The 15980-nt window shown below is 69.9% G+C and carries 15 protein-coding genes; all 15 read left to right on the plus strand.

The window, feature by feature from the left end:
* On the plus strand, positions 1-1563 hold a 1563-nt coding region (locus QR77_RS36060), incomplete at its 5' end, for a DUF5941 domain-containing protein (RefSeq protein WP_063798119.1).
* The gene (locus QR77_RS36065) at positions 1560-2309 is read left to right on the plus strand and encodes a phosphocholine cytidylyltransferase family protein (protein ID WP_040026206.1); all 750 of its coding nucleotides are present in this window, start codon (positions 1560-1562) and stop codon (positions 2307-2309) included. The genes QR77_RS36060 and QR77_RS36065, both read left to right, overlap by 4 nt.
* Complete coding sequence (locus tag QR77_RS36070) at positions 2297-3358, plus strand: iron-containing alcohol dehydrogenase family protein (protein ID WP_040026207.1); 1062 nt, start codon at positions 2297-2299, stop codon at positions 3356-3358. Before QR77_RS36065 ends, QR77_RS36070 begins: the two co-directional genes overlap by 13 nt.
* Positions 3336-4121 (plus strand): CDP-alcohol phosphatidyltransferase family protein, encoded by a 786-nt coding sequence (locus QR77_RS36075; RefSeq protein ID WP_173476398.1) that lies wholly within the window; start codon positions 3336-3338, stop codon positions 4119-4121. The genes QR77_RS36070 and QR77_RS36075 overlap by 23 nt, the downstream gene beginning before the upstream one ends.
* Positions 4122-4126: 5 nt before the next feature.
* The gene (locus tag QR77_RS36080) at positions 4127-4999 is read left to right on the plus strand and encodes a glycosyltransferase (protein ID WP_040026209.1); all 873 of its coding nucleotides are present in this window, start codon (positions 4127-4129) and stop codon (positions 4997-4999) included.
* Positions 5000-5096: 97 nt separating this feature from the next.
* The gene (locus QR77_RS36085; protein WP_040026210.1) at positions 5097-6026 is read left to right on the plus strand and encodes an ABC transporter permease; all 930 of its coding nucleotides are present in this window, start codon (positions 5097-5099) and stop codon (positions 6024-6026) included.
* Positions 6019-6804 carry an ABC transporter ATP-binding protein gene (locus tag QR77_RS36090; protein ID WP_040026211.1) on the plus strand — a complete coding sequence of 262 codons (786 nt, stop codon included), beginning with the start codon at positions 6019-6021 and terminating at the stop codon, positions 6802-6804. The genes QR77_RS36085 and QR77_RS36090 overlap by 8 nt, the downstream gene beginning before the upstream one ends.
* A 524-nt stretch (positions 6805-7328) precedes the next feature.
* Positions 7329-8249: a squalene synthase HpnC gene (gene hpnC, locus QR77_RS36095; protein WP_040026212.1), complete on the plus strand. Its 921-nt coding sequence runs from the start codon at positions 7329-7331 to the stop codon at positions 8247-8249.
* A gap of 8 nt (positions 8250-8257) precedes the next feature.
* Entirely contained in the window at positions 8258-9196 is a 939-nt protein-coding gene (gene hpnD, locus QR77_RS36100; RefSeq protein WP_040029253.1) for a presqualene diphosphate synthase HpnD, read from the plus strand.
* Between the two features lie 121 nt (positions 9197-9317).
* Entirely contained in the window at positions 9318-10706 is a 1389-nt protein-coding gene (hpnE, locus tag QR77_RS36105) for a hydroxysqualene dehydroxylase HpnE (RefSeq protein ID WP_040026213.1), read from the plus strand.
* Positions 10703-11830, plus strand: a complete 1128-nt coding sequence (locus QR77_RS36110) for a polyprenyl synthetase family protein (protein WP_236710949.1) — start codon at positions 10703-10705, stop codon at positions 11828-11830. The genes hpnE and QR77_RS36110 overlap by 4 nt, the downstream gene beginning before the upstream one ends.
* A 131-nt stretch (positions 11831-11961) precedes the next feature.
* Positions 11962-13959, plus strand: coding sequence for a squalene--hopene cyclase (gene shc / locus QR77_RS36115; RefSeq protein ID WP_040026216.1), 1998 nt, complete (start codon positions 11962-11964; stop codon positions 13957-13959).
* Positions 13959-14612: a 1-hydroxy-2-methyl-2-butenyl 4-diphosphate reductase gene (locus QR77_RS36120; RefSeq protein ID WP_040026217.1), complete on the plus strand. Its 654-nt coding sequence runs from the start codon at positions 13959-13961 to the stop codon at positions 14610-14612. The genes shc and QR77_RS36120 overlap by 1 nt, the downstream gene beginning before the upstream one ends.
* Before the next feature lie 5 nt (positions 14613-14617).
* On the plus strand, positions 14618-15637 hold the full coding sequence (hpnH, locus tag QR77_RS36125) for an adenosyl-hopene transferase HpnH (protein ID WP_040026219.1): 1020 nt from the start codon (positions 14618-14620) through the stop codon (positions 15635-15637).
* A gap of 4 nt (positions 15638-15641) precedes the next feature.
* Positions 15642-15980: flavodoxin-dependent (E)-4-hydroxy-3-methylbut-2-enyl-diphosphate synthase (locus QR77_RS36130; protein WP_160310987.1), on the plus strand; the 339-nt coding region annotated here is incomplete at its 3' end.

A 15980-nucleotide genomic window follows, 5' to 3' on the forward strand; every position in this document is an offset into this window, starting at 1 on the left:
GACCCCGGGGCCGGGCCCGGCCCCGGGGTTCCCGCCGGGGGCCACCTGCTCACCGACGAGATCGTCAGGGCGCTGGACGCCGAGGGCACCGCCGTACAGCGGCCCGAACTGGGCTCGCTCGTCGCCGCCGTCCCCCTGGACCCGCAAGCGCGCGCGGAGGCCGAGACCGCGGTCGCCGCCGTCGACGACGAGGCCGTACGGCTGCGCTCGGCGGTCAAGGCGCGCGACGGCTTCTTCACCACCTTCTGCATCAGCCCCTACTCGCGCTACATCGCCCGCTGGTGCGCGCGCCGGGGCCTGACCCCCAACCAGGTCACCACCGCCTCACTGCTCACCGCGCTGATCGCGGCGGCCTGCGCGGCCACCGGCACCCGCGGCGGATACGTCGCCGCCGGAGTGCTGCTGCTCTTCTCCTTCGTACTGGACTGCACCGACGGGCAGCTCGCCCGCTACTCCCTCCAGTACTCCACGATGGGCGCCTGGCTCGACGCGACCTTCGACCGGGCCAAGGAGTACGCGTACTACGCGGGCCTCGCGCTCGGCGCCGCCCGCGGCGGCGACGACGTGTGGGCGCTCGCACTGGGCGCGATGGTCCTCCAGAGCTGCCGCCATGTGATCGACTTCTCCTTCAACGAGGCGAATGTCGACGCCACAGCCGCCACCACCTCGGGCGCGGCCGGCAAGGCCGTCGTCGGCACCCCCACAGCGGCCCTCTCCAGCAAGCTCGACAGCGTCGGCTGGACGGTCTGGGTACGGCGGATGATCGTGCTGCCCATCGGGGAGCGCTGGGCCGGGATCGCCGTACTCACCGCCCTCACCACCCCCAGGATCGTCTTCTACGCGCTGCTCGTCGGCTGCGCCTTCGCCGCCTGCTACACCACCGCCGGACGCGTCCTGCGGTCGGTGACCCGCAAGGCGATCCGTACCGAAAGGGCCGCCACCGCCCTCGGCGACCTGAGCGACTCGGGGCCGCTCGCCGAAGGCGTCGCCGTGCTGCTGCGCGGCGCGGCGCGCCGACTGCCCTCGGCGCTGCCCTTCCTCTTCGCGTTCGCCGGCGGAGCCGCCGTCGTCGCCACGGCGGCCTTCACCCGCGTCGGCGGACCCTGGCCCGTCGTCGGAGCCGCCGTCTACGTCCTGCTCTCGGGCCTCGCGGTCAGCCGCCCCCTCAAGGGCGCGCTCGACTGGCTCGTACCGCCGGTCTTCAGGGCCGCCGAGTACAGCACCGTCCTGCTGCTCGCCGCCCGGTCCGAGGTGAACGGAGCATTGCCTGCGGCCTTCGGACTGGTGGCCGCTGTCGCCTACCATCACTACGACACGGTGTACCGCATCCGGGGCGGCACGGGCTCGCCGCCGCACTGGCTGGTGCGGACGGTCCTCGGACACGAGGGCCGGACGCTGCTCGTGACCGCGCTCGCCGCCGTCCTCGTGACGCGGAACACCGACTTCACCACGGCCCTCACGGTGCTCACGGCCGCTGTCGCGCTGGTCGTGCTCTACGAGTCCATCCGCTTCTGGGTGTCCTCCGGAGCCCCCGCCGTACACGACGAAGGAGAAACCGCATGATCGGCCTCGTACTGGCCGCCGGTGCCGGACGGCGTCTGCGCCCCTACACCGACACGCTTCCGAAGGCCCTCGTGCCCGTCGACCCGGCGGGGGAGGGGACCACCACGGTCCTCGACCTCGCGCTCGGCAACTTCGCCGCCGTCGGCCTGACCGAGGCCGCGATCGTGGTCGGCTACCGCAAGGAGGCCGTCTACGCCCGCAAGGCCGATCTCGAGGCCACCTACGGGCTGAAGATCACCCTGGTCGACAACGACAAGGCCGAGGAGTGGAACAACGCGTACTCCCTCTGGTGCGCCCGCGACCTCCTCGGCCAGGGCGTCATTCTCGCCAACGGCGACACCGTGCACCCCGTCTCCGTCGAGCGCACGCTCCTCGACGCACGCGGCCAGGGGCGGCAGATCATCCTCGCCCTCGACACGGTCAAGCACCTCGCCGACGAGGAGATGAAGGTCATCACGGACGGTGAGAAGGGCGTACGCCGGATCACCAAGCTGATGGACCCCGCCACCGCCACCGGTGAGTACATCGGGGTCACGCTGATCGAGCCGGAGGCCGCCGAGGCGCTCGCCGACGCGCTGGAGACCACCTTCCGGCGCGACCCCGACCTCTACTACGAGGACGGCTACCAGGAGCTGGTCGACCGGGGCTTCATCATCGACGTGGCTCCCATCGGCGACATCCCCTGGGTCGAGATCGACAACCACGACGACCTCGCGAAGGGCCGTGAGATCGCGTGCCAGTACTGACCCGGCTCATCCCGTCCCCGGTCGTCGTCGACATCAGCCGAGGCGCCCTGGACGATCTCGCCGGCCTGCTGGCCGACCAGCGGATCTCCAGCTCAGGACGGCTGGCCGTGGCGGTCAGCGGTGGTTCGGGCCAGGCGCTGCGCGAGCGGCTCGCGCCCGACCTGCCGGGTGCCGACTGGTTCCCCGTCTCCGACGGCACGATCGACTCCGCCGTCCGGCTCGCCGACGACATCAAGGGCAAGCGGTACGACGCCGTGGTCGGCCTCGGCGGCGGCAAGATCATCGACGTGACCAAGTACGCGGCCGCCCGCGTCGGGCTGCCCATGGTCGCCGTCGCCACCAACCTCTCGCACGACGGCATCTGTTCGCCGGTCGCGACGCTCGACAACGACAACGGACGCGGCTCCTACGGCGTACCCACCCCCATCGCCGTCGTCATCGACCTCGACGTCATCAGGCAGGCGCCCGTCCGCTTCGTCAGGTCCGGCGTCGGCGACGCGATCTCCAACCTCTCGGCCGTCGCCGACTGGGAGTTGTCACGCGAGGTCAACGGCGAGCCGGTCGACGGCCTGGCCGCCGCCATGGCCCGTACGGCGGGCGAGGCGGTTCTGCGCCACCCCGGCGGCGCCGGTGACGACGCCTTCCTCACCGTCCTGTCCGAGTCGCTCGTCCTCACCGGCATCGCCATGTCGATCAGCGGGGACACCCGCCCCTCCTCCGGCGCCTGCCACGAGATCAGCCACGCCTTCGACCTGCTCTACCCCAAGCGCGCCGCGCTCCACGGCGAACAGGTCGGCATGGGCGCCGCCTTCGCGATGCACCTGCGCGGCGCCCGCGACGAGTCGCGGCACTTCGCCGAGGTGCTGCGCCGGCACGGACTGCCCGTGCTCCCCGAGGAGATCGGCTTCTCCGTCGACGAGTTCGTCACGGCCGTGGCCTACGCGCCGCAGACCCGCCCCGGGCGCTTCACGATCCTCGAACACCTCGACCTGTCCACCGACCAGATCAGGGACGCGTACGCCGACCATGCCAAGACCATCAGTAGCTGAACTCCGCCCGGTCGTACATCCGGACGGCGTGAAGGACCGGCGCAGCGGAGAACACTGGGCCGGACGGATCTACATGCGCGAGATCTCGCTGCACATCGACCCGTATCTCGTGAACACCCGGATCTCGCCCAACCAGCTCACCTATCTCATGGTGGTCGTGGGCGTCATCGGCGGAGCCACCCTGCTCGTCCCCGGACTGACCGGCGCGATCCTCGCCGTCGTCCTGTTCCAGATCTACCTGCTGCTCGACTGCGTGGACGGCGAGGTGGCCCGCTGGCGCAAGCAGACGTCCATCACCGGCGTCTACCTCGACCGCGTCGGCCACTACCTGTGCGAGGCGGCCCTGCTGGTCGGCTTCGGGGTACGCGGCGCCGACGTCTTCCACCAGAACGGCGCCACCACCAACTGGCTCTGGGCCTTCCTCGGCACCCTCGCCGCCCTCGGCGCGATCCTGATCAAGGCGGAGACCGACCTCGTCGACGTGGCCAGGCAGCGCAGCGGCCTCCCCGCGGTCAAGGACGAGGCGTCGGCGCCCCGTTCGTCCGGTCTGGCCATCGCCAGGCGGGCCGCGGCCGCGCTCAAGTTCCACCGGCTCGTCGGCGGCATCGAGGCCAGCCTCTTCATCCTGGTGATGGCGATCCTCGACGTGGTCAACGGCGACCTCTTCTTCTCCCGGCTCGGTGTCGCCGTGCTCGCCGGTATCGCACTCGTCCAGACGCTGCTGCACCTGGTCTCGATCCTGGCATCGAGCAGGCTGAAGTGAGCGACATGCGACTCGGTGCGGTGATCATCACGATGGGTGACCGCCCTGCCGAGCTGCGTACGCTCCTCGACTCGGTCACCGGCCAGCAGGGCGAGCCCGTCGAGATCGTCGTGGTCGGCAACGGCGCCCCGCCGGGCGACGTCCCCCCGGGCGTACGGACCGTCGAACTGCCCGAGAACCTCGGCATCCCGGGCGGGCGCAACGTCGGCATCGAGGCGTTCGGTCCAGCGGGATCGGACGTCGACGTCCTGCTCTTCCTGGACGACGACGGTTCGCTGCCCAACTCCGGTACGGCGCAGTTGATCCGCGAGGCCTTCGCCGACGACGCGGCACTCGGCATCGTCAGCTTCCGGATCGCCGACCCGCTGACCGGGCTCACCCAGCGCCGCCACGTACCCCGGCTGCGCGCCTCCGACCCGCTGCGCTCCTCGCGGGTGACGACGTTCCTCGGCGGCGCCAGCGCCGTACGGACGAAGGTCCTGAACGAAGTCGGGCCACTGCCCGGCGGTTTCTTCTACGCGCACGAGGAGACGGACCTCGCGTGGCGGGCCCTGGACGCCGGCTGGATGATCGACTACCGCGCCGACATGGTCCTCAACCACCCGACGATGCCGCCGTCCCGGCACGCGGTCTACCACCGTATGGTGGCCCGCAACCGGGTCTGGCTCGCACGCCGTAACCTTCCGGTACCCTTCGTACCGCTCTACCTCGGGGTATGGCTGTCGCTCACACTCCTGAGGCGCCCTTCGCGGGCCGCGCTCAAAGCGTGGCTCGGCGGTTTCAAGGAGGGCTGGGCGACTCCGTGCGGGCCCCGGCAACCCATGAAGTGGCGTACGGTATGGCGGCTGACCCGCCTGGGCCGACCGCCTGTCATCTGACAGGCTCGGTTCAACAAGCATCAGGCGTTCTTCCGGGGCCTGGCTTCAGCGCCTGTGCCCGATCGGCTGCGCATCTTGAACACGAAAGTTTCAACTTGTGAGTGACACAACCCATGACGGCGCGATCGTGATGAGCGCCCCGCCGTCCCCCGACGACGGCCTTTCCTCGGCGCGGCTCGCCGACAAGTACGGCCTGTCGGTGAGTGGTGCCCGGCCCGGTCTCGCCGAGTACGTCCGGCAACTGTGGGGCCGGCGCCACTTCATCCTGGCCTTCTCGAGCGCCAAGCTCACCGCCCAGTACAGCCAGGCCAAGCTGGGGCAGATCTGGCAGGTGGCGACGCCGCTGCTCAACGCGGCCGTCTACTACTTCATCTTCGGCCTGCTCCTCCAGACCAAGAGGGGGATCCCGCAGGACGTCTTCGTTCCCTTCCTGGTCACCGGCGTCTTCGTCTTCACCTTCACCCAGAGCTCGGTGATGGCGGGCGTGCGCGCCATCTCCGGGAACCTGGGGCTGGTGCGCGCCCTGCACTTCCCGCGGGCCTCGCTGCCGGTCTCCTTCGCGCTGCAACAGCTCCAGCAGTTGCTGTACTCGATGATCGTGCTGGTCGTCGTCGCGGTCGCCTTCGGCAGCTATCCGTCGCTGAGCTGGGCACTGGTGGTGCCCGCGCTGGCGCTCCAGTTCCTCTTCAACACCGGTCTCGCGCTGATCATGGCGAGGATGGGCAGCAAGACCCCCGACCTCGCCCAGCTCATGCCGTTCGTGATGCGCACCTGGATGTACGGCTCCGGCGTGATGTTCTCGATCCCGGTGATGCTCAAGGGCAAGCCGGGCTGGATCGCCGACATCCTCCAGTACAACCCGGTCGCGATCTACATGGATCTCATCCGGCACGCGCTGATCTCCGGGTACGGCGCGGAGAATCTGCCCGCGCACGTGTGGTTCGCCGCACTGCTGTGGGCCGTGTTCATCGCCGCTGTCGGGTTTGTGTACTTCTGGAAGGCTGAGGAGCGTTACGGCCGTGGCTGATGTGAACGAGCAGGGACGTATCCCCACCGTCATCGCTGACGAGGTGCACATCGTGTACCGCGTCAACGGCGGCAGTGGCGGCAAAGGCAGCGCGACCGCGGCGCTCAGCCGGATAATCCGCCGCGACAAAGGCGAGTCACGCGGGGTCCGCAAGGTCCACGCCGTACGCGGGGTCACGTTCACCGCGTACCGCGGTGAGGCGATCGGACTGATCGGCACCAACGGCTCCGGCAAGTCGACACTCCTGCGCGCCATCGCGGGGCTGCTGCCGACGGAGAGCGGCAAGGTCTACACGGACGGTCAGCCCTCGCTGCTCGGTGTGAACGCGGCGCTGATGAACGACCTGACGGGCGAGCGCAACGTCATCCTCGGCGGCCTGGCCATGGGCATGTCGCGCGAGGAGATCCGCGAGCGCTACCAGCAGATCGTCGACTTCTCCGGCATCAACGAGAAGGGCGACTTCATCACCCTGCCGATGCGCACCTACTCCTCGGGCATGGCCGCCAGGCTCCGCTTCTCCATCGCCGCCGCCAAGAACCACGACGTGCTGATGATCGACGAGGCGCTCGCCACCGGTGACCGGAAGTTCCAGATCCGGTCCGAGGAGCGGATCCGCGAACTGCGCAAGGAGGCCGGCACGGTCTTCCTCGTCAGTCACAGCAACAAGTCGATCAGGGACACCTGCGACCGTGTGCTGTGGCTGGAGAGGGGCGAGCTGCTGATGGACGGCCCGACCGACGAGGTCATCAAGGCGTACGAGAAGGAAACCGGCAAGTAGCGGCGCGGGGTGGGCCGGCGAGGTGGGCGGCCGACACCACCGGTGCCCCTGAACACCCCACCGGCACCGGCAACGCCCCACCACACCGACAGACAACAACGGTCATCGGCAGGCACGGACCGCCGCCGACAGCCACCGACAGCGCCTCCGCCGGATCGCACGGGCGGGGGCGCTGCCGTGCGCGGGGCGAGACCTTTCCGTGATCATCTTTCGTCAAAGATCAGTCAAGTCATCGGGTATCCGGGAAGGTTGGCCGGCATCGCTGCGTTCTTGTAATGCGCGTTTCACCCCGACGAGGTCATCCGCGTTGTACAACGTAAGCTGTGCAGGTTCTTATTCGCGGCGAGTGGGCCGACGGCACCTGCGGTCCCGCCTGTTTGCGGGACGGATTACTGGGGAAGGCGGGCGGCGTGTCCGAAATGGGATGTATTGCGTGAGCAGTGTAGAACGGAAGATGTGACGGCAATGACGGATGATCTCCAGCTCCGCGAGAGTTTCGCCGTCCTCGCGCCGGGAATCCCGCTGTGACGGGCGACCCGCAGGTGCGCCCCGACGCCTCCTCCCGCGCCACCCTGGACAAGGCCGCGTCCGAGAACTTCCCCGTGGCCCCTTTCTTCCTGCCGCGCGCCTGGCGCGACGACCTGATGGCCGTCTACGGCTTCGCCCGCCTCGTCGACGACATCGGTGACGGCGACCTCGCCCCCGGTGGGGCCGACGCCCGCCACCTCGGCGTCGCCGCGGCCGAGGCGGACGACCGGGTCGTCATGCTGGACGCCTTCGAGGCCGACCTCGACCGGGTCTTTGACCCGGAGGGCCCCGCGCCCTCCCACCCCCTGCTGAACGCCCTCACGCCGGTCGTGCGGCGCCGCTTCCTCACCCCCGAACCGTTCCGCGGGCTGATCGCCGCCAACCGCCAGGACCAGCTCGTACGGCGCTACGAGACGTACGACGACCTCCTCGCGTACTGCGAACTGTCCGCGAACCCCGTCGGCCGTCTCGTCCTCCAGCTCACCGGGACGGTGAGCGACAGCCGCGTCCGGATGTCCGACGCGGTCTGCACGGCACTCCAGATCATCGAACACCTGCAGGACGTCACCGAGGACCTCGGCCGCGACAGGATCTACCTGCCCGCCGAGGACATGAAGAGATTCCATGTCGGCGAGGCGGACCTGGCCGCGGGCACGGCCAACGCCTCCGTACGCACCCTGATCGCCTTCGAGGCGGAACGCGCCGCCCGGCTGCTGGATGAAGGCACCCCATTGGTGGGTAGCGTTCACGGCAGGCTCAAGCTGTTGCTCGCTGGATTTGTTGCCGGAGGGCGCGCCGCCCTCGCTTCGATCGCGGCCGCCGGGCACGATGTGCTCCCCGGACCGCCCAAACCCACCAAGCCACGTCTGCTGCGCGAAGTGGGAGCTGTCTTGCGAAGAGCGCACAGAGAGGGGTGAGCCGGAACGTGGAGGGACAGACGCACATGTCCGCGCCGGTACAGGCGGCCTACAGCTACTGCGAGGCCGTCACCGGGCAGCAGGCCCGCAATTTCGCCTACGGCATCAGACTGTTGCCGGCCGACAAACGGCAGGCCATGTCCGCGCTGTACGCCCTGTCGAGGCGGGTGGACGACATCGGCGACGGCACACTGGCGCCGGAGGCCAAGCAGGCACGCCTGGAGGACACCCGCGCCCTGCTCGGCAGAGTGCGGGAAGGCGCGATCGACGAGGACGACACCGACCCGGTCGCCGTCGCGCTCGCCGACGCCGCGCGCCGCTTCCCGATCCCGATCGGGGGCCTCGACGAACTCATCGACGGCGTCCTGATGGACGTACGCGGCGAGACGTACGAGACCTGGGACGACCTGAAGACGTACTGCCGGTGTGTCGCGGGTGCGATCGGGCGGCTCTCGCTCGGCGTGTTCGGCACCACGACCGGCGCGCCCGGTGCCGAACGCGCCTCCGAGTACGCCGACACGCTGGGGCTCGCACTCCAGTTGACCAACATCCTCAGGGACGTACGCGAGGACGCCGGCACAGGACGCACCTACCTGCCGGCCGACGACCTGGCCAAGTTCGGCTGCTCCGCCGGATTCCACAGCGCCACCCCGCCCAAGGGATCCGACTTCGCCGGACTGGTGCACTTCGAGGTCAGGCGCGCCCGCGCGCTCTTCGCCGAGGGCTACCGGCTGCTGCCGATGCTCGACCGGCGCAGCGGCGCCTGCGTCGCGGCGATGGCCGGCATCTACCGCCGCCTCCTCGACCGCATCGAGCGCGACCCCGAGGCCGTCCTGCGCGGGCGTGTCTCCCTCCCGGGCCGGGAGAAGGCGTACGTGGCCGTGCGCGGCCTCTCGGGCCTCGACGCCCGCCACATCTCCCGGCAGACCGTCAGGAGGCGCGGCTGATGGGCCGTACCGACCGGGCGGCGCGCGCACCCCGTGGGAGAGATACGAGCGCCGTGGCATCCCTGACAACCCTCCGCGCGGTTGTCGCGTCCCTGACTGCGACAACCCGAGAGGAGCACGGATGACCACAGCCGACGGCATCCGACCTGGCCACGCGGTCGTGGTCGGGGCGGGACTCGCCGGTATCACGGCCGCCCTCCAGCTCGCCGACGCCGGCGTGCGGGTGACCCTCGCCGAGGCGCGGCCACGGCTCGGCGGCCTCGCCTTCTCCTTCCGCAGGGGCGACCTCAGCGTCGACAACGGCCAGCACGTGTACCTGCGTTGCTGCACCGCGTACCGGTGGTTCCTCGACCGGGTGGACGGCGCCGCGCTCGCCCCCGTGCAGGACCGCCTCGACGTACCCGTGCTCGACGTCGGCCGGGCCGGCGGGGCACGGCTGGGACGGCTGCGGCGCAACGCGCTGCCCGTACCGCTGCATCTCGCCGCAGGCCTCGCGATGTACCCGCACCTCTCGCTCGCCGAGCGGCTGTCCGTCGGGCGCGCCGCACTCGCGCTCAAGGCGCTCGACCCGGCCGATCCGGCCCTGGACGACATCGACTTCGCCACCTGGCTCGGCCGGCACGGCCAGTCGGCGCGCACCATCGAGGCCCTCTGGGACCTGGTGGGCGTGGCTACCCTCAACGCGACCGCCGCGCACGCCTCGCTGGGACTCGCGGCGAAGGTCTTCAAGACCGGGCTGCTCACCGAGCCCGGCGCCGCCGACATCGGCTGGTCCCGCGTACCGCTCGGCGACCTGCACGACACGCTGGCCCGCAAGGCCCTCGACTCGGCGGGGGTACGCACCGAACTGCGCGCCCGGGTCGGCGGGATCTCACCGCGCGACGGCGGCGGCTGGCTCGTCGACCTCGAAGGCGAGCGGATCGAGGCGGACACCGTCGTGCTCGCCGTACCCCAGCGCGAGACCCACGCCCTGCTGCCCGAGGGCGCGCTCGACAACCCCGGCCGGCTGCTCGACATCGGCGTCTCGCCGATCCTCAACGTCCATGTGGTGTACGACCGCAAGGTGCTGCGCCGCCCGTTCTTCGCCGCCCTCGGCAGCCCGGTCCAGTGGGTCTTCGACCGCACCGAGGCCTCGGGTCTCGGGGAGGGCCAGTACCTGGCGCTGTCCCAGTCGGCGGCCGACGACGAGATCGACACACCGGTCGCCGACCTGCGCGCGCGCTACCTCCCCGAGCTGGAACGGCTGTTGCCGGCCGCCGGGGGAGCCCGGGTGCTGGACTTCTTCGTCACCCGGGAGCGGACAGCGACGTTCGCCCCCACACCCGGTGTCGGCCGGCTCAGGCCGGCGACCCGTACCAACGCCCCGGGCCTTTTCCTGGCCGGGGCGTGGACCGCGACCGGCTGGCCCGCGACCATGGAGGGCGCCGTCCGCAGCGGCTTCGGCGCGGCCGGCGCCGCCCTCTCCGAACTCGGCCGGCCATACGAGAGTCCCTTGCAGGAGGCGGCATGAGCCGGAACACCGCACCGAGTGCCGCACCTACGAGTACCGGAACAAGAGGAGAGACCGTGCCGACCGTGCCCCCGGCCAATCTGGCTGTCGACACCGCGGACGTCTTCGCGCTGCTGGAGCGCGGACGAACCCTGTCCACCCCCGTGCTGCGCGCCGCGGTGGACCGCCTCGCCGCGCCCATGGACACCGTGGCCGCCTACCACTTCGGCTGGATCGACGCCGAGGGCCGTCCCGCCGACGGCGACGGCGGCAAGGCCGTACGCCCGGCGCTCGCACTGATCTCGGCGGAGGCGGCCGGCGCCTCGGCCGAGTGCGGGATCCCCGGCGCCGTCGCCGTGGAACTGGTGCACAACTTCTCTTTGCTTCACGACGACCTGATGGACGGCGACGAACAGCGCAGACACCGTGACACGGTGTGGAAGGTGCACGGCCCGGCCCAGGCGATCCTGGTCGGTGACGCGCTCTTCGCGCTCGCCAACGAACTCCTGCTGGAGATCGGCACTGCCGAGGCCGGACGTGCGACACGCCGTCTGACCAGCGCCACACGCAAGCTGATCGACGGTCAGGCGCAGGACATCTCCTACGAGCACCGCGAGCGGGTCACCGTCGAGGAGTGCCTGGAGATGGAGGGCAACAAGACGGGCGCCCTGCTGGCCTGCGCGGCCTCCATCGGCGCCGTGCTGGGCGGGGCCGACGACCGCACGGCCGACGTGCTGGAGGCGTACGGCTACCACCTGGGGCTCGCCTTCCAGGCCGTCGACGACCTGCTGGGCGTCTGGGGCGACCCCGAGGCCACCGGCAAACAGACGTGGAGCGACCTGCGCCAGCGCAAGAAGTCGCTGCCGGTCGTCGCCGCGCTCGCCGCCGGGGGACCGGCGTCGGAGCGGCTCGGCGAGCTGCTCGCCGCCGATGCCAAGAGCAGTGACTTCGAGAGTTTCTCGGAGGAGGAATTCGCCACCAGGGCCGCGCTGATCGAAGAGGCGGGCGGCCGGGAGTGGACCTCTCAGGAGGCCCGCAGGCAGCACGCCGTCGCTGTCGAGGCCCTGGATCGCGTGGACATGCCGGAAAAAGTCAGGGCGCAGCTCACCGCGCTCGCCGACTTCGTCGTTGTACGGAAGAGATGATCGCCATTCCCATATCCGCTCTCACCGGGAAATGATCCCGGACCCCCAAGCAGTCGCCGTCCACGGCCCGTAGGGCACCGGACGACGGAAACCCCAGCACAGCAGCAGTACCACTGCACGAAGGGGAAACCATGACAGCGACGACCGACGGAAGCACCGGGGCCATGGGACCCCAGGCAGCCTCGGCCAACCGCCCGACCGATACGACCCCGGCGGCGGGTGATGACCTCATGGTGGCCGCCGAACGGGCCACCGCACGATCCGTCGAGCATCTGCTCGGCCAGCAGGACGCCCAGGGATGGTGGAAGGGCGACCTGGCGACCAATGTGACGATGGACGCCGAGGACCTGCTGCTGCGTCAGTTCCTCGGAGTCCAGGACGCGCACACCACCGAGGCGTCAGCCCTCTTCATCCGTGGCGAACAGCGTGCCGACGGCACCTGGGCCACCTTCCACGAAGGCCCGGGTGAACTGTCCGCCACCATCGAGGCGTACGTAGCCCTGCGGCTCGCGGGAGACGCCCCGGAGGCGCCGCACATGGCGCGCGCCTCCGCGTGGGTGAGAGAACAGGGCGGCATCGCCGCGAGCCGGGTCTTCACCCGCGTATGGCTGGCCCTGTTCGGCTGGTGGAAGTGGGACGACCTTCCCGAGCTGCCGCCCGAACTCATCTTTTTCCCCAAGTGGTTCCCGCTCAACATCTACGACTTCGGCTGCTGGGCGCGGCAGACCATCGTCCCGCTCACCATCGTCTCGGCGAAGCGCCCCGTACGGCCCGCCCCGTTCCCGCTGGACGAGCTGCACACCGACCCGGACGACCCCAACCCGGCCAAGCCCCTCGCGCAGGTCGCCAGTTGGGACGGCGCCTTCCAGCGCCTGGACAAATTCCTGCACGTCTACCACAAGTTCGCCCCGCGCAAGCTGCGCCGCACAGCGATGAACGCGGCCGCGCGCTGGATCATCGAGCGCCAGGAGAACGACGGTTGCTGGGGCGGGATCCAGCCGCCCGCCGTCTACTCCGTCATCGCCCTGCACCTGCTCGGGTACGACCTCGACCACCCCGTGATGCGCGCGGGCCTCGAATCGCTGGACCGCTTCGCGGTGTGGCGTGAGGACGGCGCCCGGATGATCGAGGCCTGCCAGTCCCCGGTCTGGGACACCTGCCTCGCCGCCATCGCGCTGGCCGACGCGGGCCTGAGCCCCGACCACCCGGCGCTGGTCAAGGCCGCCGACTGGATGCTGGGCGAGCAGATCGTACGGCCGGGCGACTGGTCCGTACGCAGACCTGGACTCGTCCCCGGCGGCTGGGCGTTCGAGTTCCACAACGACAACTACCCCGACATCGACGACACCGCCGAAGTCATCCTCGCGCTGCGCCGGGTCAGGCACCCGTCACCGGCGCGGCTCGACGCGGCCATCGAGCGCGGCACCCGGTGGACACTGGGGATGCAGTCGCGCAACGGCGCCTGGGCGGCGTTCGACGCCGACAACACCAGTCCGTTCCCCAACAGGCTGCCGTTCTGCGACTTCGGCGAGGTCATCGACCCGCCGTCGGCCGATGTCACCGGCCATGTCGTGGAGATGCTCGCCTACGAGGGCAAGGCGCACCACCCCGACACCCGGCGCGGTGTCGAGTGGCTCCTCGCCGAACAGGAGACCACCGGCGCCTGGTTCGGGCGCTGGGGCGTCAACTACGTATACGGCACAGGCTCGGTGGTGCCGGCACTGACAGCGGCGGGGCTGCCCGTCTCGCACCCCGCGATCCGGCGTGCGGTCACCTGGCTCGAATCCGTCCAGAACGAGGACGGCGGCTGGGGCGAGGACCTGCGCTCGTACCGCGAGGAGGAGTGGATCGGGCACGGCGCCTCGACCGCGTCCCAGACGGCGTGGGCGCTCCTCGCGCTGCTCTCCGCCGGGGAACGCGAGACGAAGGCGGTGGAGCAGGGCATCGCCTATCTCTCGGAGACCCAGCGGGAGGACGGCTCCTGGGACGAGCCCTACTTCACCGGCACCGGCTTCCCCTGGGACTTCTCCATCAATTACCACCTGTACCGGCAGGTCTTCCCGCTCACCGCCCTCGGCAGGTACGTCCACGGAGAACCCTTCGCCGCGCCCAGCCGTAAGGCTGGCTGATGGGCCGGTCCTCCGGGTCCGACGGCCCACACACGCCACTGCTGATCGCCTGCGCGCTCGGCATCGAGCGGTTCGCCCTGCGCAGCGGCGGCAGCGGCGGCGCGGCCGGGCCTGTGACCGTCCTGCGTACCGGTATGGGGCCCAAGAACGCCGAGCGTGCCGTGGAGCGTACGCTCGGATCCGCCCGGAACAGGGACGCGGCGGTCATCGCGTCCGGTTTCTGTGCCGGGCTGGCCCCTGGGATGAGCCCAGGGGATCTGATCGTCGCCGAGGAGACCCGGGGCCCGCACGGCTCCACGCCCTGCACGGGCACCGGCCTGCTCGTCGACGCGCTGACCCGGGCTGTGCCCGGGCACACGGTCCACACCGGTCCGATGACCGGCTCGGACCATGTGGTACGCGGCCAGGAACGGGCCGAACTGCGCGCCACAGGGGCGATCGCGGTGGACATGGAGTCCGCCGCCACGCTCCGAAGTGCTCTGAGCGCCGGGCCGCGCCCGGTTGCGGCCGTCCGGGTGGTCGTGGACGCTCCAGAGCATGAGCTCGTCCGTATTGGCACGGTGCGCGGAGGAATATCAGCCTTCTCCGTTCTCCGTGCCGTCCTTCCAGCTTTCTATGAATGGCACCGTTCTTTGCTGCTCCCCAGGAGGTGAGCTAGATGGCCATGCCGCTTCGTCAGACCATCAGGGTCGGGACGTACCTCGTCGAACAGAAGCTCCGTAAGCGCGAGAAGTTCCCGCTTATTGTCGAGCTTGAACCGCTGTTCGCGTGCAATCTGAAATGTGAGGGCTGCGGCAAGATCCAGCACCCGGCCGGCGTGCTGAAGCAGCGGATGCCCGTTGCCCAGGCGGTCGGCGCCGTGCTGGAGTCCGGGGCGCCGATGGTTTCCATCGCCGGTGGCGAGCCGCTGATGCACCCGCAGATCGACGAGATCGTCCGTCAGCTCGTGGCCAAGAAGAAGTACGTCTTCCTGTGCACGAACGCGATGCTGCTGCGCAAGAAGATCGAGAAGTTCACCCCTTCGCCGTATTTCACCTTCACGGTGCACATCGACGGGCTGCGCGAGCGGCACGACGAGTCCGTCGCGAAGGAGGGTGTGTTCGACGAGGCCGTGGAGGCCATCAAGGAGGCCAAGAGGCGCGGCTTCCGGGTGACCACCAACTCGACCTTCTTCAACACGGACACCCCGCAGAACATCATCGAGGTGCTGAACTACCTCAATGACGAACTGCACGTCGACGAGATGATGCTGTCGCCCGCCTACGCCTACGAGAAGGCCCCCGACCAGGAGCACTTCCTGGGTGTCGAGCAGACACGGGAGCTGTTCAGGAAGGCGTTCGGCGGCGGGAACAGGGGCCGGTGGCGTCTCAACCACTCGCCGCTGTTCCTGGACTTCCTCGAAGGCAAGGCCGACTTCCCGTGCACGGCCTGGGCGATCCCGAACTACTCGCTCTTCGGCTGGCAGCGGCCCTGCTACCTGATGGCCGACGGGTACGTCACCACGTACCAGAAGCTCATCGACGAGACCGACTGGTCCAAGTACGGCCGTGGCAAGGACGACCGCTGCGCCAACTGCATGGCGCACTGCGGCTACGAGCCGACGGCCGTGCTCGCCACCATGGGCTCTCTCAAGGAGACCATCCGAGCGGCCCGTGAGACGGTCGCCGGGACGCGGTGACGACATGACCACTGGAGAGCCAGTCGCACTGGGGCTCCCCGAGCTGCCGGCCCGGCCGATTGCGGTGCGCCGTGTTTCACGGCGCATCCAGGTCGGGTCGGTGGCGGTCGGTGGGGATGCGCCGGTGTCGGTGCAGTCGATGACGACGACGCGTACGTCGGATATCGGGGCGACGTTGCAGCAGATCGCGGAGTTGACCGCGTCGGGCTGCCAGATCGTGCGGGTGGCGTGTCCGACGCAGGATGACGCGGACGCGCTGGCGACGATCGCGAGGAAGTCGCAGATTCCGGTGATCGCGGATATTCATTTCCAGCCGAAGTATGTGTTCGCGGCGATTGACGCG

Origin of the sequence: Streptomyces sp. 150FB, assembly GCF_000818195.1 — a bacterium.
In the GTDB taxonomy this organism is placed as follows: Bacteria; Actinomycetota; Actinomycetes; order Streptomycetales; family Streptomycetaceae; genus Streptomyces.